The organism is Mesorhizobium sp. B2-1-8 (assembly GCF_006442545.2).
Taxonomy (GTDB): Bacteria; Pseudomonadota; Alphaproteobacteria; order Rhizobiales; family Rhizobiaceae; genus Mesorhizobium.
Window position 1 is genome coordinate 557,886 of sequence record NZ_CP083952.1, and the last position, 18,298, is coordinate 576,183.

Here is an 18,298-nt window from a genome sequence, read left to right on the forward strand (position 1 = left end):
GGCTTAATCGGTCTTGCGCGGGGCGTCCAGCAAGATTATGTGCATGATGATAATAAGCATGCTCACGAAAAGTTGTCAGTCGACCCCCGATCTCCTCCCATGCCCTCTTCGCCCAATATCAGCTTCGTGCTGCACGACGTCGCGCGCCTGCTTCGCAAGCGGTTCGAGCAGCGGTCGCGCGCATCGGGGCTGACCCGTGCCCAGTGGCAGGTGCTGGCGTACCTTTCGCTGCATGAAGGCATCCACCAGAACAAGCTCGCCGACCTCATCGAGATCGTGCCGATCACGCTCGCCCGGCTGCTCGACAAGATGGAAGCTCGCGGCTTCATCGTGCGCCGGCCCGATCCCGCCGATCGCAGGGCCTGGCTGCTTTACCTGACACCGCAGGCCCATCCGCTGCTCGGGATCATGCGCGGCAACGGTCAGAAAACACGAGACGAGGCCTTCGCCGGCCTTTCGCCTGAGACACAGCAGCATCTGCTGCAAACCCTAAGCTTGATCAAATCCAATCTGCTCGCGGCTTGCACCCAGCCAGCCGTCGACCGGGAGAAAGTACATGGCTGAATCAACATCCCCCAAGAAGCCTGCCGGAGACGAGACACCGGCAGGTCGGACCGACCAGATTATCCAGCTCGACAACGAGCGGGAGCAGAGGCGGACCAACGTCGTCATCGACAATGACGAGCTGGAAGCGCCGGTCGCCCTGGAGCCGGCGGCGCTCGAGGCTCCGGCCAAAGAGCCGCAGCCACGGCAGGCCGCCGCCGCCGTTGCTCCTCCTGTTCCGGCCAAACCGAAGCGCGGTCTGACACGGCCCGTCCTTTTTGCGCTGCTTCCCGTCGCGCTGGTCGTCGGCGGCTATTATTATGTCACCGGCGGCCAGCTGATGACGACCGACAATGCCTACATCCAGGCCCAGTCGCTTGGCGTCTCCACTGACGTCTCCGGCACGGTGCAGGAGATCGACGTGCATGAGAACCAGGCGGTGAAGAAGGGCGACGTGCTGTTTCGCCTGCGGCCGGCCTCTTTCGAGACCGCTCTCGCCGCCGCTAAGGCCCAGCTCGGCACGGTACGCAACCAGGTGCTGACCCTGGAAGCGAGCTACCAGCAGTCGCTGGTGCAGATCGAGCAGGCGCAGGCCGACATCCCTTATTACGAAGCCGCCTTCCAGCGGCAGCAGGATCTGCTCAAGACCTCCACCGCCTCGAAGGCGTCTTTCGACAGCGCCCAGCACGACCTCGTCGCCGCCCGCCAGAAAGTGTCCGTCGCCAAGGCGCAGGCGCAGGCCACGCTCGCCCAGCTCGGCGGCGACGCCAACCAGCCGGTGGAGAAGAACCCCTTCTACCTGCAGGCCCAGTCGGGCGTCGACGATGCGCAGCGCAACCTCGCCGATTCCGTGGTCAAGGCGCCGTTCGACGGCACCGTGACCAATGTCGACGCGCTGCAGGTCGGTAAGTACCTGCCGGCTTCGCAGCCGGCGTTCAGCCTGGTCTCGTCGACCGATCTGTGGATCGCGGCGGAACCGAAGGAAACCGAGCTGACCTATGTGCGGCCGGGACAGACGGCGACGATCAGCGTCGACACCTATCCGGGCGCCGTCTGGCACGGCACCGTCGCCTCGATCAGCCCGGCCTCGTCGTCGAGCTTCTCGCTGCTGCCGGCGCAGAACACCACCGGCAACTGGGTCAAGGTCGTGCAGCGCATCCCGATGCGCGTGACGATCGATGATATGAAGGGCAAGCCTCCGCTGCGCGGCGGCATGAGCGCGGTGGTCGACGTCGAGACGGGCCATGCACGCGGCCTGCCGGACTTCCTCACCAATCTCATCGGCCTGTTCGGACAAAAGTCATGACCGGCGCGTCCGCGACAGGTACCACGCCGGTGGTCGCCAATCGCGGCGCCATCACCGCCTGCGTGATCCTGGCCGTCATCATGCAGGCGCTGGACACGACCATCGCCAATGTCGCTCTGCCCTATATCCAGGGCAGCGTCTCGGCCAGCGCCGACCAGATCAACTGGGTCCTGACCTCCTACATCGTGGCGGCGGCCGTCATGACGCCGCCTTCGGGCTACCTCGCCAACCGCTTCGGCCGCAAGCGCATCCTCCTGACCTCGATCACCGGCTTCGTCGTCGCCTCGGTGCTGTGCGGTTTCGCGCAGTCGCTGCCTCAGATCGTCGGCTTCCGCCTGCTGCAGGGCCTATTCGGCGCGGCGCTGGTGCCACTGTCGCAGAGCATCCTGCTCGACATCTACAGTGTGGAAGAGCGCGGCTCCGCCATGGCGCTGTTCGGCATTTCGGTGATGGTCGGGCCGGTTCTGGGACCGGTCATCGGCGGCTGGCTGACCGAAAATGTCAGCTGGCGCTGGGTGTTCTACATCAACGTGCCGATCGGCGCGCTGGCCTTCGCCGGCGTGTCGCTGTACGTCCTGGAAACCAAGCTGGACTTCAAGGCAAGGCTGGATTGGCTGGGTTTCGGCATGCTCAGCATCACGATCGCGGCCCTGCAGATGTTTCTCGATCGCGGAGAGCAGCTCAACTGGTTCTCGTCGTCGGAGATCATCGTCGAGGCGGTGATCTGCGCATCGGCCTTCTACATCTTCCTTGTCCACACCTTCACCGCCCGCGACACCTTCGTCAATCCGAGGCTTTTCCTCGATCGGAATTTCGCCGTCGGCATGATCTTCATCTTCATCATCGGCATCACCTACTTGGCCTCGCTGGCGCTGATGACGCCCTATCTGCAGACGCTGATGGGCTATCCCGTGGTGACGGCCGGCATCGTCATGGGGCCGCGCGGGCTTGGCACGATGGCCTGCATGTTCCTGGTCGGCAGGCTGATCGGCAAGGTCGACACGCGCTGGCTGCTGCTCATCGGCCTGCTGATCACCGCCTGGGCGATGTACGACATGACCGGCTGGACGCCCGACGTTTCGCAATGGACCATCATCTCCACCGGCTTCATCCAGGGCGCGGGGCTCGGCTTCCTGTTCGTGCCGCTGACCACCATCACCTTCGCCACGCTGGCGCCGGAGCGGCGCGCGGAAGGCACCGGCCTCTACAATCTGTCGCGCAACATCGGCTCCAGCGTCGGCATATCGGTGGTCACCGCGCTTCTGACGCAGAATGTGCAGATCAACCACGCCAACATCGCCACCTATGTGACGCCCTTCAACCAGGCGTTCGGCGATACGGCGATCTTCCAGGCAATGAACCCCTACACCGCCGCCGGCCGCGCCGCGCTCGACGGTGTGGTGACGCTGCAGGCGACTGTTATCAGCTACATGAACGATTTCAAGCTGATGATGATCCTGTCGCTGGCCGCCATCCCGCTGGTGCTCCTGCTGCGTAAGCCCGGAACGCCGGCAAAGATCGACCACAGCGCGGTCATGGAGTGACGTCTTGGCGGCATTCAGATGCCGAAGGGAAACGTATCCGGTACCTTGCCGGTGCTGTCGGCCGACTTGCCGAGCGGCGTGACCGCTGACGTTCGATCGAACCAGACGAAGGCGTCGAACTGGCGGGAGACGGACGAGTCCATGTAATGGCTGAGCCGTTCGGTCTCCGGCCGGTAGATAACGCCGATATAGCGTTCCGGCCTCGGCGCCGCCAGATCGTCGCCGAGCTGACCATGGCGCCCAAAATCCAGCAGGAACGACGGTTTGCCGCTGTCGTGACACAGCCGCTCGAAGCTGTGCGGCAGCGAAGGATTCACGTCCTTCACCTCCATCTCACCGTCCCAATCCGAGGCGCAGGCGACAGTACCGGTATCTGTTCCGAAGCCGATCAGCGCCGTCCGCGCACCGAAGCGTTCCCGGCAGAGCTGGCCGATGTTCAGCTCGTCGCGGACAGTACCCATGTCGGTATGCCGTGCGTCACCGATATGTGAGTTGTGCGCCCACACCACGGCCTTCGAATCCCGGCCATGCGTTTCGAGAAGCTGATCGAGCGTCTCGAACATGTGCCGATCGCGCAGATTCCAGGTCTCGGCGCCGCCATAATACATCACGCGGTAGTACCGCTCGGCCGATGCGACCAGCCGTGCACTCTGTTTTGCGTCGAGGAGATCGCCGTCGCCCTCGGCCATGGATCGCCCGAACAGATCCATGCACTGTCGCACCACCGCCTCTTCGCAGGTTCTGTAGCCCGGCCGCAGCGCAGCGCGTCCATAGGTGGTGGGCTCATTCTGCCAGGGCATCAGACAGCCATAGCGCTCGCGTGCGACGGCGGCCGCTTCGGGGTCTACCCTGTCCAGATAGGCAAGCACCGTGGCGATCGAGCCGCTCATATTGTAGAGATCGAGTCCGTAGAAGCCTGCTTTCCGCGCATGATCGGGCACGTCCCGGTTGTACTCATGCAGCCAGCCGATAAATTCGGACACTTCGGTGTTGCGCCACATCCAGGTCGGGAAGCGCTGGAAGAGCGGCTGCGCATCCGACCGCCGTTCCTCCGCGCGAACATACCGGTTGATCTGCGCGGCGTCCGGCCAGTCCGCCTCGACGGCCACGATGGTGAACCCGTGTCGCTGGAGGAGGCGTCGCGTGACAGCCGCGCGGGCACGATAGAACTCCGAAGTGCCATGGCTGGCCTCCCCGAGCAGGACGGCGCGCCGGTCGCCGAACCGGTCGAACATTGCGCCGAAGGCCGGATCGTCGATCGGCGGCAAATCTTCGGCCGCCCGCGCGATTTGCTGCGGCAATGGAGGAGGGGGTGCCTCGCGCGCCGACGGCGCGTTTTCGTCGTGCCCGCCATGCTCACCGATCAACGGCACGAACATGACGCCACCGAGATCCTCCTCCTCGAACTTGTTTGCCGCAATCCGCGTGAGGCGAACGAGCCGCTGCGAGTAAACGTCTTCACCGACCGGAATGATCAGCCTGCCGCCGATCTCCAACTGCTCCTGCAAGCCGAGGGGAATAGACGTGGCGGCGGCCGCGACGACGATAGCGTCGAAAGGTGCCTTTTCCTGCCAGCCTTTCGTGCCGTCGCCGACCCTGACCTCGATGTTTCGATAGCCGGCGGCATTGAGCCGCCGTTCCGCCTGTTGCGCGAGCGATCGATGCCGCTCGACGGTGAAGACGTGTTCGGCAAGTTCGGCCAGTACGGCTGCCGCGTAGCCCGAGCCGGTGCCGATTTCCAGCACGCGATCGGTCGCCTCGATCTCGGCCATCTCAGCCATTTTCGCCACGATGAAGGGTTGCGAGATCGTCTGTCCGCTGCCGATCGGCAGCGGGCTGTCCTCATAAGCGAATTCCTCAAAACCCTCGTCGACGAATTTCTCACGCGCGACCCGGCGCACCGCATTCAGGACGCGCTTGTCATGCACACCGCGGCGTGCGATGTGCGCCTCCACCATCCGATGCCTGGCGTGCTCGAAATCCAGCATGACAGCCTCCAATCAGGCGTTTGATCGGGTCTACGTGACGTCGTGCCAGGCTCCTATTCGTTGGTGCGCCCGGTCTGCCGGGGATTGACGCCGCCTTGCGGCGTGGTGTCGTTATCGACATCTCCCTCAAAAGTGTTCTCGCCGTCCAGTTCCTCGTCCTCGTCGAGAAGACTGCCACCCTTGATCGTGCCCCTGGAGGCGCCAATTCCGGGATTCTGCTTCAAATCCTTGTCGGTGGGCTTGCGTGTCTTTGGATGAATGTTGCTGCTCATCGGAATGCCTCGCTGCAAGTAGCATGTGATGAGGTCGGTCCGCTGCACTGCCTTGAATTTGGATGGGCGGGTCGACCTGATCCTCCCACGCGGGAGCTTTTAGGAAGCCTCATGCGCGAACTCTTGAACGTGGAATAAGTTCCATGCGGGACAATCGGGCAGCAGCGAGGTTCGGCTGATTCGCCGGCAATAAGGGGAGGCCAGGAAAATGCCGGCGCAGTCCCTGGTCCCTATCGCGTGCCGGACCACGGCATCGCACGCTGCATCACTGAAACTAAAAGGCTGAGCCCTGTAGAACACAGGACCCAGCCGTCAAATCTGCGCTCCCTAACCGCCCAAATTTACGGTTTACCGGGGCGGGCTCCTTTGCCAAAGAGGCGCCGGCTATTCCGCCGGCGAGGGTTTCTTGCGGAACAGTGCAACCAGATTGTCCCACAGCTCGATCTTGGCGCCCTGGCGCTTCATGATCACGCCCTGCTGCAGGATCGACAGCGTGTTGTTCCAGGCCCAGTAGATGACCAGGCCCGCCGGGAACCCGGCCATCATGAAGGTGAAGATGACGGGCATCCAGGTGAAGATCGCGGCCTGCGTCGGATCCGGCGGCGTCGGGTTCATGCGCATCTGCAGGAACATGGTGACGCCCATGATCAGAGGCCACACGCCGATCATCAGCATGTGCGGCAGCGTGATTGGAACCAGCCCGAACAGGTTGAAGATCGATGTCGGATCGGGCGCGGCCAGATCCTGGATCCAGCCGAAGAACGGCGCGTGGCGCATCTCGATGGTGATGTAGAGCACCTTGTAGAGCGAGAAGAAGACCGGAATCTGCAGCGCCACCGGCCAGCAGCCGGCGAGCGGATTGATCTTCTCGGTCTTGTACAGCTCCATCATCGCCTGCTGCTGCTTCATCTTGTCGTCCGCGTATTTCTCGCGGATCTCGAGCATCTTGGGCTGCACCTTCTTCATGTTCGCCATCGACGCGTAGGACTTGTTGGCGAGCGGGAAGAACAGCGCCTTGACGATGACGGTGGTGGCGAGGATCGCCAGGCCGAAATTGCCGAGGAATTTGTAGAGCGTGTCGATCAGCCAGAACATCGGCTTGGTGATGAAGTGGAACCAGCCCCAGTCGATCAGCAGGTCGAACCGCTTGATATGGCGGTCTTCGGCATAGGCGTTGATCTTGGCGACTTCCTTGGCACCGGCGAAGATTTCGGTCTCGACGGTCGCCGACTGACCGGCCGCGACATTGATCGGGTCGGTCAGGAAGTCGGACTGGTAGCGGTGGCGGCCGTCCTCGAAATAGGCATAGCGCGGCTGGAACGGCTGCTTCTCGGTCGGCACCAGCGTGACGGCCCAGTATTTATCGGTGATACCGAGCCAGCCGTCGGTCGACTTACCGGGCTGATACTGCTTGTCCTTCTCGACCGACGCGTATTTGTGTTCCTGCAGGCCTTCCGTGCCGGTGAAGCCGATCAGGCCTTCATGCAGCACATAGGTGCTGGCGACGGCCGGCTTGTCGTAGCGCGTGACGCGGCCATAGTTGAACAGCGAAACCGCGCTCGAGCCGGAATTCTGCACCGTGTCCGACACCGTGAACATGTAGTTGGCGTCGACGGAGAAGGTACGCTTGAAGGTCAGGCCCTTGTCGTTGGTGTAGGTGAGCGTCACCGGCGTCGACGGAGTCAGCGTCGGATTGCCGTCCACGCTCCACACCGTTTCGGCACCCGGCACCGCGCCGGTCTTGTCGTTGCCGACAAAGCCGATCTCGGCGAAATAGCCCGTGGGCAGCGCTTGCGGGTTGAGCAGTTCGATCTCGGGCGAATTCTTGTCGACGGTCTCGGTGTAGTGCTTGAGCTTGAGATCATCGAGCCGAGCGCCGGTCAAATTGATCGAGCCTTCGAGGCTCGGCGTGTCGATCTTGACGCGCTTGGATGCCGCCAGCGCCTGATCACGGCTGGCGGCGGTGACGACGTCACCGCCGGGGGCGTTGGGAATGGCGCCCGGGGCCGTAGTGCCCGGCGCCGGCGTCGATGCGCCTGGATTGGCCGCATCGGCCGCCTTCTTCTGTTCCTCGATGCGCTGCTGCTCGATCTTGGCGGCCTCGCGCTGTGCCTCGCTGTGTGGCAGCACGTAGAAGTACTGCCATACCGCCAGGATCAGCACCGACAGCGCGATGGTGATGAAGAAGTTCCGGTTGTTTTCCATCGAGAGCCCTTGGCCTATCGTGTTCCGCGAAGTCGGCGGGAGAGTTCGGCCTTCAACTGGCCGAAAGGCGCGCGCAGCGCATCATCGCGCCCGACGATGACATAATCATTGCCGGGCACCATGTCATCTGCCGCATGGACGCGGACGGCCTCTTTCAGTCGCCGCCTGACACGGTTGCGCACAACGGCGTTGCCGACCTTCTTGGTGACGGTGTAGCCGACGCGCGGCACCCCGCCGTCGCCGCGGTCGAGGACCTCGACGAGGAAAAACCGTCCGCGTCGCTTTTCACCACGACGGACGGCCAGGAATTCCGCGCGTTTCAGAAGCCGCTTGGGATTTTGGCCCACTGGCTTTCCGGTTGCGGGCAACGATCCCGTCTCGCTTAGGCGCTGAGCCGCTTGCGGCCGCGGTTGCGGCGAGCTGCGACGACGCCACGGCCACCCTTGGTGGCCATGCGGGCACGGAAGCCGTGCCGGCGTTTGCGGACGAGTTTGGACGGTTGGTAGGTACGCTTCATTTGTTTTAATACCGCGGGGTGCGGCCCTTCTTGATTCTGTCACTCTGTAACAGGAGCTTTGCCGGGCCGGTTTTGGCGCGATCGAAACCGCGCCGGGACGAATGGCCCGAGCGTGAGCGGGCTTATAGAAAGAAGGGTTTTGGAAGTCAATCCGGCGTCGGCGCGCCAAAGACGCACCTTTTTGGAGCATCTATTTTTCCGACCAAGGGAGAAATTGGCAAAAAAGCCGTAATCGCCTAATCTTGGCTGATCAAGTGATTGTGAAGATCGAGTCGCATGAGCGAAGCCAGCCAAGCAGGGGAAGGGACCGGAACGGCGTCAGCCGCTGTCCGCACTGTACCCCTGTCGCGCGGTTTGTCGACGAAGCTGCTGCTGCTCACCATCGTTTTCGTGCTGCTGGCCGAAGTGCTGATCTTCCTGCCCTGGATCGCCAGCTATAGGCTGAGCTGGCTCAAGGAGAGGCTGAGCACGGCAGCTGCCGTGTCGATCGTGCTGGTGCAGGGCGATTCGACCTCGCTGTCGCGAACGGCCCAGAATGATGTGCTGATGGCCATCGGCGCCAAGGCGATCGCGGTGCGCGACGGCGGCGTCTCGCGGCTTCTGGTGGTGGCCGACATGCCGCCGCAGGTCGACGAACACATCGATCTCGCCAGCGTCGGCATGGTCAAGGGCATGACCGGCGCGCTGGACACGCTGTTCTTCGGCGGCGACAGGATGCTGCGCGTTTTCGGACCGGTCGGCGACAGCGACAAGGAGTTCGAGCTGATCATGCCGGACTACTCCCTGCGCAAGGCCATGCTCATCTATTCGCGCAACGTCGCCTTCGTCTCGCTCCTGATCTCGCTGTTCACGGCCATGCTCGTCTATGCCGCGATCGACCTGATCATGATCGGCCCGATCCGTACCATGACGCGCTCGATGCTGTCGTTTTCCGAGGCTCCCGACGACCCCGGGCGGATCATTCACCCCGCCGACCGCGCCGACGAGATCGGCGTGGCCGAGCGCGAACTGTCGCAGATGCAGGAGCGGCTGCAAAAGATGCTGGCCGAGCAGAAGCATCTTGCCGACCTCGGGCTCGCCGTGTCGAAGATCAACCACGACATGCGCAACATCCTGGCCTCGGCCCAGTTGATGTCGGATCGCCTGCGCCAGGTCAAGGATCCGACCGTGCAGGCCTTCGCGCCAAAACTGTTGCGCGCGCTCGACCGCGCCGTCTCCTATTCGGAGGGCGTGCTTCATTACGGCCGCACGCAGGAGCCGCCGCCTTCGCGCCGCAGGGTGAGGCTGCGCCAACTGGTCGAGGACGTGCACGGCCTGCTCGACATCGAGCAGGACATCGAGTTCATCAACGCCGTCGATATGACTTTCGAGGTGGACGCCGATTCCGACCAGCTCTTCCGCGTGCTCACCAATCTTTGCCGCAACTCGGTGCAGGCGATGGCGGCCGATACCGAAAGCGCCGTGGTGCGGCGGCTGGCGGTCTCGGCCGAGCGCATGGGCAGTGTCAGCCGCATTGCCGTCACCGACACCGGCCCCGGTCTGCCGCCGAAGGCGCGCGAGAACCTGTTCGCGGCCTTCCGCGGCTCTGCGCGCAGCGGCGGCACCGGCCTTGGCCTGGCCATCGCGCACGAACTGATCCGGGCGCATGGCGGCACGGTGGAATTGATCGAGTCGATTGGCGGGCGCACGACATTCGCCGTCATCATCCCCGACCAGCCGGTGCGGCTCGACCAGGCCCGTGGCAGCCTGCGCCGCCCGGCCTGACGGCTTCCGCGCCCGTTTCCAGAGGTTACTTGCCTTCCAGACCCATCGCGCGTCGCTGGCCGTTCCCGATCATCCGCCGTCTGGATTTAGGCGGGCCTTACAGCGGCTCGAAGGACCTGGATCGACGCCGGCATCGCCGCATGACAGGCCTGCGACAAAACTTTTGCCGGATCGGCTTGCTTTTCGCAAATTCAGTCGTTAGGGAACTGCACACATTCGCGGCCGGTCTTTCGGATCGGATCGCGGGGCCGTCGAAAACATGGCCTGATGCGCGCCCGTAGCTCAGCTGGATAGAGCACCAGACTACGAATCTGGGGGTCAGGAGTTCGAATCTCTTCGGGCGCGCCATTTCATCCGGTTGATTTCACTCAGCTATTTGGTATTTGTCGCGAGACGGCGCCGGCTCGATTTCCAAAATTCAGCCGGTTTTTCAGCCGGTTTTGGAAAAACGGATGTTTCCGCGAACGATTTCGCAGTTTGGCGTATATGTTCCGCAGCCTCTTCCGCCTCCACAGGGTCTACGAGTTGGGCCGCTTGCTGCAGATGCCTCGTTACATCGGCGCGAGTGGTGAAGCGGTCCAACTCGTATGGCTGCAAATCGCCCGCAATAGCTTTCAGATCGCGCAATACGGAAGCGATGTGTGGCCAAGGGAAATCGGTCGGATCGCCGATATCGCGGTCCGCTCCGACGATCACCTCCAACTTGGCCAAGATGCCAGCTAAGGACTGAGCTGAAACCTCTGGAATCGCATCCTGAAGTTTGAGCGCTTCGGTCACGGCTAAGACTTCGGCCTCCCGAGCAACAGCGTACTGAACGCCGTCCGGTGCGATCGCTGGCATGGGCTGCTCTTTGATCTCGCCTCTGGTCAATGCCTGAATTCCGGTATTGCTGATAATTCTCGTCTCCAACCGCTGCTGGATCCTGCAAAGCACCAGAGACGTATGTTGCGCACGATGCCATGCGGCCCACAGGGCGAGAGCTGGGTCGCGTTTCATTGCTGCTGATGACGCCATCTTGGATTCCTCCAATTCGACATGGCTAGGTCGTATCTGAATTTAAGATAACTGGAAATCAGATATAATTGAAGCCCTCATCTGGAACTGGATGAGGCCGGTGGTGAAAACGCTCGGAACGCTGCGCCACAAGTCATTGATCACGATGCTGATTGAAAAGCGTGAGGCTAGCGGGCTGACACAGACTGAGCTCGCCGAAAAGCTAGGCGAATATCAGTCGTTTGTCGCGCGACTTGAAAGCGGCCAACGCCGCGTCGACGTGGTCGAATTCATCGATCTGGCGAAAATCCTGGGGTTCGACCCTTCTGCAGCCATCAAGAGATTGGCAGCAGAACCAAACTGAATCTAGCTAAGACCGTCCGAGCCGCTCGCGAGCGCGCCACTCAACAGCGCCGTAGCGAGCGAGCCGCAGCTTTGCGCCTCATGCACGAACCCGCTGCGCGGGAGGGCCGCCTCCTTCTGAGATGGCGTGCATGTCATAGGCCTTGAGCGGGTAGAGGCGTCGATCTGACGATGGAGTTCCCTTCAACGAGAGGAACTCGCCATGGCTACCCCATCGACCGATGCACCTATTAGCCCGCTTCGCCAGCGCATGCAGCACGACATGCTGATGCGGGGCCTGGGCTCGCATACCCAGCAGGATTACGTTCGTCACGTCCGGCGCTTCGCCGCGTTCCTCGGCCGCTCGCCCGATGCGGCGTCGTCTGAGGACATCCGCCGCTTCCAGCTTCATCAGCATGAGAGTGGCGCCGGACCTGCGACGATCAACGGCGCGGTCTCGGCGTTGCGGTTCCTGTTCCTGGTGACGCTGAAGCGGCGGGATCTGGCGCGTGCGCTGGTGGTCATGCGGTATCAGCGCAAGCTTCCCGACGTGCTGAGCGTGGAGGAAGCGGCGCGGCTGCTCGAAGCCGCACCTGGCATCAAGTACAAGGCCGCGCTCGGCGTCGCCTATGGCGCGGGCCTGCGCGTGTCCGAGGTCGCGCATCTCAAGGTCGACGATGTCGATAGCACGCGCATGCTGCTCCGCGTCGAGCAGGGCAAGGGCCGCAGGGACCGCAACGCGATGCTCTCGCCGCAGCTTCTGGAACTCCTGCGGCTGTGGTGGCGCGAAGGCAGGCGGCGCGGGGTGATGCTTCCGCATGGCTGGCTGTTCCCGGGCCGCAGTTGCACGGCGCCGATCTCGTCGCGGCAACTGCACCGCGCCGTCCAGGAGGCGGCCGAAGTCGCCGGCATCCGCAAGCGCGTCAGTCCGCACACTCTGCGTCACAGCTTCGCCACCCACTTACTCGAACAGGATGTCGACATCCGCGTCATCCAGGTGCTGCTCGGGCACAGCAAGCTCGATACGACCGCGCTCTACACCAAGGTCTCGACCCGGACGATCCATGCGGTCGCCGGGCCGCTCGATCGGTTGATGGCGCTGATGGAAGGCAAGACGCCGCCCGGTTGAGCCGTGCGCACCTCGATCGAGGTCGCCGACATCTTCCGTGCTGCTGGGCCACCCTACCGGGCCGCCCATGCAGGTCATCTGAGCCTTGGCCAGATCAAGGTCATGTCGGCGATCGAGCACTGCCGCACCGCGGCCCTTGGCGGTCACGTCGAGGCCTGCGAGGACTGCGGCCAATGGCGGATCGCCTACAACTCCTGCCGCAACCGGCACTGTCCGAAGTGCCAAGGCGCAGCGGCGCGGACATGGTTGGCCGAGCGCCAGGCCGACCTGCTGCCGGTCGGCTACTTCCATGTCGTGTTCACGCTGCCCGCCGAGGTCGCCGACATCGCCTTCCACAACAAGGCGCTCGCCTACGACCTGCTGTTCAAGGCAGCGTCGGAGACGATGCTGACCATCGCGGCCGATGCGAAGCACCTTGGAGCCAGGATCGGCATCACCGCCGTGCTCCACACCTGGGGCTCTGCGATGACTCACCATCCGCACGTGCACATGATCGTACCGGGGGGCGGCATCGCGCCCGGCGGGAAGCGCTGGGTCTCGTCGCGGCCGGCCTTCCTGCTTCCGGTGCGCGTGCTCGGCAAGCTGTTCCGCCGGCTCTTCCTCACCCGGTTGATGGCGCTGCACGACGCCGGACGGCTCAGCTTCTTCGGATCAATGGCGTACCTCACCGGGCGGCGAGCCTTCCTGCGGCACCTGTCGCCAGTCCGGAAGAAGCGCTGGGTGGTCTATGCCAAGGCACCGTTCGCGGGACCGGAGGCGGTGCTCGCATACCTGTCGCGCTATACTCACCGGGTCGCGATATCGAACAGCCGCCTGATCGCCTTCGACGAGAGCGGCGTCACCTTCCGCTACAAGAACTACCGCCGCGACGGCGCCGACCGCCAGCAGGTCATGACGCTCGCCACAGACGAGTTCATCCGCCGCTTCCTGCTCCACGTGTTGCCGCGAGGCTTTCACCGCATCCGCCACTACGGCCTGCTCGCCGGCTCCGCCCGCAAGGCCAGCCTCGCGCTCGCCCGCGAACTGCTGAGCGTCGCTGCGCCACCCGATGACGACACACCAGGCGAACCGGAGGACTTCCGCCCGTCATGCCCGTGCTGCGGCGGACGCATGATCGTCGTCGAGGTACTCGAACGCTGGAGGCAGCCACGCGGACCGCCGGACGCTACCGCGACGAACCGGGAGACCGCTCTATGACCCGGCATGGAATAGTCGAGACTTCAACCGCAGGCCCTCAGCCTCCGGTAACGGACCCAAACGCGTCCATGGTGATCGTCGACGCCGACGGGGCCGCCTTCAGCCGCTTACCGTGCCGACAACATCGCGCGGAGGCGCAACGAAGCCGCCTGTCCGCATCCATCCCGGCGCTTCCCGGCGACGGTCGCGCTATCGCCGACATCAGCCGCAAATCGAAATCCCCATAGACATCGACTGTAGCCCGCGGGTTCCTGCATGAGAGGCTTTCGTACGCCTGACGGCACCCGAAACCCTTCCCAATATAGGTCGTCAATCTTGTAGTAGCCGTCTGCTGGATGCGGACATTCAGCCGGGCCGGCTGAACTCGGCGTCCTTCGTTCAAACGTGAGGAAACGGGTCTCTGCAGCTACCGACCGTCCTGCTTTTTCGAGCGCTTCTGACCGCGCCGGGTCATAATCGTGGCCATCGTTGTCGGACGGGAAACATCCAGCACGACGATCGCCAACTTGTCCTGTAAGCATTCCGGAATATCACTTCGAAGCATTGTTTCGAGTGCCTCTGCTGTGGACGGGAGTATGTCTCCGTCACTCCGGCGGGGGAGCGGAAATTCGATGCCGAACCAAAAGACGAGGTAGATCCCAAACCCATCGGCGCCCGCATCGGCCGCATAGCCGGCGAGTTGTTCCAAGGGTGCTGACCACAGCTCTCTATTGTAGTGACGTTTCGCCTCAATCGGCAGATTCTTACCAGCGTGGCTGAGGAGCAGGACGTCGGCCCTGGTATTTTCGCCACGCCGCGCCTCAGGAAGACTGGCGACAATACCGTACCTCTCGAGGCGAATCCGCAGCAGTTCAAGGAGCCGATCGCGGTCCTCGTTCTCGATCTGCGGCGTGGTTGCAGCCCCGTCCTTGTCCGTGTTCCAGAACCGCTTCCACGGTGTTTCGCTGCCGGTTCGCAGCGTCGTCCTGTATCGATCGACCTCTTCGAGAACCGCCGCCGCGAGATCGGCCGGGCTAGCTGGAGCGCCGCCCGCAAGCGCTGTGACAAGGTCTCCCACTGGCGGCGCGACGTAAAGGTCATCCCGCATCATTCTGGCGTGTTCGGCGGCCGAGTGAGCGAGCTGCGGCCTCCAACTTGGATGAACGTCTGAAGCAAGCGATTTGAGTAAGTCGCCAGCATCGGAGTTTTTGGATGCGCTCAGCCGGCGGATCGCAGCCCTGACGATGCCACTGACCGTGTTCGAGTGACGCCAATCATCGTCTACGGATTCATGCGCTCTGGCAAGAACCGCAATCCGGAAGCGATCCAGTACATCGGGTTGCGGAGACCGTTCGTAGAATGCCTCAACAAGAGCCCCGTTCGGCCTCAACAAAATGCCCTGGACCTCCTCGTCGGACAGTTCAGCGGGAATAGTTGTCGGATCGAGAGCCAGTCCGACAAAACTCCAAATCTGCCGCTGTTCATGGCCGAGATTGGATCGTTGCACGGCTGATGACGCGAAGCGCGCCAGTTCTTCGGAAGCGAGTATCGATGCGCCGGCGACCAGCGCCTGCTCTAACGCGGGCATCGGCAGATTTGGCCGGTTCTTCAGCAGCTCCTGAAGGCAGGCAGCTACCAACCCAAGCTCTCTGGCGCTCACAAGGTGGTGAAGGCCATCCAGATCGTCATCGCCAGCGTCGAGGGCGGCGTTCCAGTACCGCAACATTTGGGTGACACCGTGTTCTCGATCTTGCGCAAGACGTTGAACGGCCCACGTGACAAGCGACGGCCCATCCTCGCCGCTGAAATAGCTCTGGCGCAGTCCGACGAGCGCGCAGACCAAAGGTGTCTCAGCAAGCTCAGCTTGCCGACCATGCAACAGGCCTTGATGCAGACCAGCCGCGACGACCCATTCTTGCGGATAGGCCCCGTTCGTTGCCTCGGCCCGGCCGAGGCTCTCAGCATCGACCTTGATGTCGGTGTGGATCGCGAATTGGATGAACCCTTCTGCAATGGCGGCTGCAATCTCGTCATTGGTGTATGTGGTGACCTTAGCGAGAGGGTTGTCCTTCTTTGATATCCGCGCATTGCGGTAGTGATCGGCAGCCCATTTCAAAGCACTGAACTCACTCTCGACACCGCTGGCAATCGCGGCGAGCTTCGGGGTCAAGGCAGCGATATTGTTCTTCCGGGAAGCGTCAGTCTTGGCTTCTAGTTTGGCCTGCCGTTGCGCCTCCTGCTTTTTCCACTCGGCGTTCGGGTCGGAAAGAAGCGCTTTTATGAACTCCGCGTAGCCACCTTCCTCTTTGAGAATGGCGACGACCTTCTCGCGCCATGTCGGCCAATGCGCCTCTCCGCGCGCAGCATATGCGGCAATCTCAAACAGTCGCCTGCGCCCTGACCCTTTCGCCTCGCTCCGCGCCAATGCAAAGAGCCCCTCGACCAGTGACGCCGAAGCAAGCCGGCGCATGGTCGAGATGTAGTGATTCACAACGACCCAAGGTCCGTCGGTGGGCTCCCCGGTTCGCGACATGGCGAGAAAGAAGTCGAGTTCCCGCCGGGGAGGGTCAATATCGACCCAGTTCTGCATCGCCTCGACCACAGTGCTGTCCAGCATGTCCCAGACGTGCTCCCGGGCATTGTTTATCCAGGTCCACAGGCGGTCGGCCCCGAGATCGGGACATCGATCAATCGCGGAGGCCAGTACCTGATCGATGAAGGAGCGGATTTGCGATTTCTGCCGCAGCGCGCTTGTCGTCCCCTGCGAAATCGGGACATCGAAAAGATCTTCGGGAGCCGAGCGACGCAGGGCAAGAGCAAGCGCGGTCAACGCTCCGCGATCTTCAACTTCATCATCGTCCGATGACGCGGGAAGTGCGCCGAAGTCGGCCAGAAGTTTTCGTATTTCGGATGAATTTATTGCGTCCGCCGGCATTCCTGCCAAAAGCCGGGCCCGTAGCACCACTTGGCTGGCGGTGTCGGGCTGACGCTCCAGTTCAACTAGCAAGGCCCGACGTGCGGCGGTTCGATCCTCGCTGGCCCGGACAATTACTTCCGAAGAGCGTTCCCGCATCCACAACGGCCGACCGGCATCGAGTACAATCGCAAGAAGTTTGCTTTGAATCCCCTTAACCGAAGGCCCCTCTGCGAGAGCCTGCAAGACCGTGGCCTGGAGGTGAGTGCGGACGTCTTTGTCCAGGATCGTCGCGAAATCCCCTGCCAAGTCTTCGCCGGCAAGACCACCGAGCACGGTCGCTCCCCTCTGCGAGGAAAGGACATAGGGATCGTCACGATCAAAATTGAGGAGAATCGCTTTTCGTCCCGAGGTGTCGAAAGCGGCGGCGTCGCCATAGGCCAACACGGTGGCGGCATCGCGATCGATGAGACGGAGTGCGCCCTGTGCGTCTCCCCGCCTGGAAAGATGGGCTGCGAACCACGCATATAATCCACGAAGTTCGCTTGGTGCCTTGCGATCTCGGCCGGTGATGAGCGCGATTGCGCGCCGCAATGGGAAGGTCGGGTTGCTTCCCGCGCCCGTCACGACCCTGGCCAAGAAGCGTGCGGCGAGGAATTCCGCCACGGTGCGATGGAAGGCCTCGAAGATGTGACCTTCTCCACGAAACAATGCCGTGTCCAGCGTTGCATCCGCCAGCTTAGGCTCCAGATTGAGAGCATTCGTGGTCAAATACTCATTGGCGCCGCCCAAATGGGGCGGCGGCGCATTTGAGCGCCAGAGCGCCTTAGCGCCCGAAGCAAGGGCGTAGAAACACAGTCTTGAAGCGGCTTCGACGATTGCTTCAACGCTCGGCCTGGGATCTGTCGCCCGTTCAGAATCGTGCTCGTGGGCCAGCGCCCAGATGGCCTTTTCGAACAGTTCAAAACGACTGCTTGGCCATATACCCTCGGCAGCTACCACCGAATGAAGCAAGCGGAGACTCAAAGGGCTCTCGAGAAAGGCTTCGGCGCCGCGATTGCGTGCCTCAATCACAAACGATCTCGGATCAGTGGCCCCAAGCGCCGTCAGCACGGCTCGGGCCTCGCCTTCATCCAAGGGCAGAAGACGCGCCACGGTGATCGCGCCATTGCTAGCCGCCGGTCGCATGGCTCCGAGATCGGCGGCCTCGCGCCAGTCCTCTGCCCGGCAGGTGAGGCGCCAACGAAGGTTCTTGTTTGCGGACAGGGTATTGGCGAGTTGCAGGAGCTTGTCCTTGCCGTTCTCACCCGTGCGATATTCGTCCAATGCATCAAGATAGAGCGTCTCGCCAACGGGTAGCGGGGCGCCGTTCATAGCATCTCGACAGGTAAAGACCTCGGCGCCCTCGGCCCCAGACTCGTAACGCAGCGCCGTGGACTTGCCGAGGCCAGGTTCGCCGAGCAGAACGACAAACGGACGATCGCGCAGCGCGCTCAGGGCGCACTCGCTCGCTTCTGACTCGCTATGAACAAGGACCCTACGGTCCAGTGATGCAATTCTCATCAGCACAAAATACTGGCGCCGCGTGCCGGTGACAAAGAATAA

At 62.7% G+C, this 18,298-nt stretch carries 14 protein-coding genes and 1 tRNA gene; 8 read left to right on the plus strand and 7 right to left on the minus strand.

The features are described from left to right. Positions 1-99: 99 nt before the first annotated feature. From FJ970_RS02655 to FJ970_RS02665, 3 genes are read left to right on the plus strand one after another with little or no spacing between them, the layout of a single operon-like run. Complete coding sequence (locus tag FJ970_RS02655) at positions 100-564, plus strand: MarR family winged helix-turn-helix transcriptional regulator (RefSeq protein WP_140757411.1); 465 nt, start codon at positions 100-102, stop codon at positions 562-564. After that, positions 557-1,849: an HlyD family secretion protein gene (locus tag FJ970_RS02660; RefSeq protein ID WP_140757412.1), complete on the plus strand. Its 1,293-nt coding sequence runs from the start codon at positions 557-559 to the stop codon at positions 1,847-1,849. Before FJ970_RS02655 ends, FJ970_RS02660 begins: the two co-directional genes overlap by 8 nt. Continuing rightward, entirely contained in the window at positions 1,846-3,393 is a 1,548-nt protein-coding gene (locus FJ970_RS02665) for a DHA2 family efflux MFS transporter permease subunit (protein WP_140757413.1), read from the plus strand. The genes FJ970_RS02660 and FJ970_RS02665 overlap by 4 nt, the downstream gene beginning before the upstream one ends. A 14-nt stretch (positions 3,394-3,407) precedes the next feature. Here FJ970_RS02665 and FJ970_RS02670 read toward each other — a convergent pair whose 3' ends face one another. The 5 genes from FJ970_RS02670 to rpmH form a co-directional block, all read right to left on the minus strand. Beyond that, entirely contained in the window at positions 3,408-5,381 is a 1,974-nt protein-coding gene (locus FJ970_RS02670; protein WP_140757414.1) for a protein-L-isoaspartate(D-aspartate) O-methyltransferase, read from the minus strand. 53 nt (positions 5,382-5,434) lie between these two features. Then, a complete protein-coding gene (locus FJ970_RS02675; protein ID WP_140757415.1) occupies positions 5,435-5,653 on the minus strand; it encodes a hypothetical protein in 219 nt (72 codons plus the stop codon). Positions 5,654-6,037: 384 nt separating this feature from the next. Continuing rightward, the gene (gene yidC, locus FJ970_RS02680) at positions 6,038-7,858 is read right to left on the minus strand and encodes a membrane protein insertase YidC (RefSeq protein ID WP_140757416.1); all 1,821 of its coding nucleotides are present in this window, start codon (positions 7,856-7,858) and stop codon (positions 6,038-6,040) included. Between the two features lie 14 nt (positions 7,859-7,872). Further along, positions 7,873-8,226, minus strand: coding sequence for a ribonuclease P protein component (gene rnpA, locus FJ970_RS02685; RefSeq protein ID WP_027040889.1), 354 nt, complete (start codon positions 8,224-8,226; stop codon positions 7,873-7,875). Between the two features lie 14 nt (positions 8,227-8,240). Beyond that, the gene (gene rpmH, locus FJ970_RS02690) at positions 8,241-8,375 is read right to left on the minus strand and encodes a 50S ribosomal protein L34 (protein WP_008833937.1); all 135 of its coding nucleotides are present in this window, start codon (positions 8,373-8,375) and stop codon (positions 8,241-8,243) included. A gap of 276 nt (positions 8,376-8,651) precedes the next feature. Between rpmH and FJ970_RS02695 the strand changes: the two genes are divergently transcribed. Together FJ970_RS02695 and FJ970_RS02700 are read left to right on the plus strand one after the other, a co-directional pair. Next, on the plus strand, positions 8,652-10,139 hold the full coding sequence (locus tag FJ970_RS02695; RefSeq protein WP_140757418.1) for a sensor histidine kinase: 1,488 nt from the start codon (positions 8,652-8,654) through the stop codon (positions 10,137-10,139). 271 nt (positions 10,140-10,410) lie between these two features. Continuing rightward, positions 10,411-10,487: transfer RNA gene (locus FJ970_RS02700), tRNA-Arg, on the plus strand. A gap of 24 nt (positions 10,488-10,511) precedes the next feature. Here FJ970_RS02700 and FJ970_RS02705 read toward each other — a convergent pair. Then, a complete protein-coding gene (locus FJ970_RS02705) occupies positions 10,512-11,153 on the minus strand; it encodes a hypothetical protein (RefSeq protein WP_227792006.1) in 642 nt (213 codons plus the stop codon). Positions 11,154-11,244: 91 nt separating this feature from the next. Between FJ970_RS02705 and FJ970_RS02710 the strand changes: the two genes are divergently transcribed. The 3 genes from FJ970_RS02710 to FJ970_RS02720 all read left to right on the plus strand — a co-directional run bounded on the left by FJ970_RS02710 (position 11,245) and on the right by FJ970_RS02720 (position 13,800). After that, positions 11,245-11,496 (plus strand): helix-turn-helix domain-containing protein, encoded by a 252-nt coding sequence (locus FJ970_RS02710; protein ID WP_081296097.1) that lies wholly within the window; start codon positions 11,245-11,247, stop codon positions 11,494-11,496. A gap of 201 nt (positions 11,497-11,697) precedes the next feature. After that, positions 11,698-12,603 carry a tyrosine-type recombinase/integrase gene (locus FJ970_RS02715; RefSeq protein ID WP_140765935.1) on the plus strand — a complete coding sequence of 302 codons (906 nt, stop codon included), beginning with the start codon at positions 11,698-11,700 and terminating at the stop codon, positions 12,601-12,603. 3 nt (positions 12,604-12,606) lie between these two features. After that, complete coding sequence (locus FJ970_RS02720) at positions 12,607-13,800, plus strand: IS91 family transposase (RefSeq protein ID WP_140765937.1); 1,194 nt, start codon at positions 12,607-12,609, stop codon at positions 13,798-13,800. Between the two features lie 406 nt (positions 13,801-14,206). Here the strand turns inward: FJ970_RS02720 and FJ970_RS02725 are convergent, their stop codons facing one another. Continuing rightward, entirely contained in the window at positions 14,207-18,262 is a 4,056-nt protein-coding gene (locus FJ970_RS02725; protein WP_140758731.1) for an NACHT domain-containing protein, read from the minus strand. Positions 18,263-18,298: the final 36 nt, after the last annotated feature.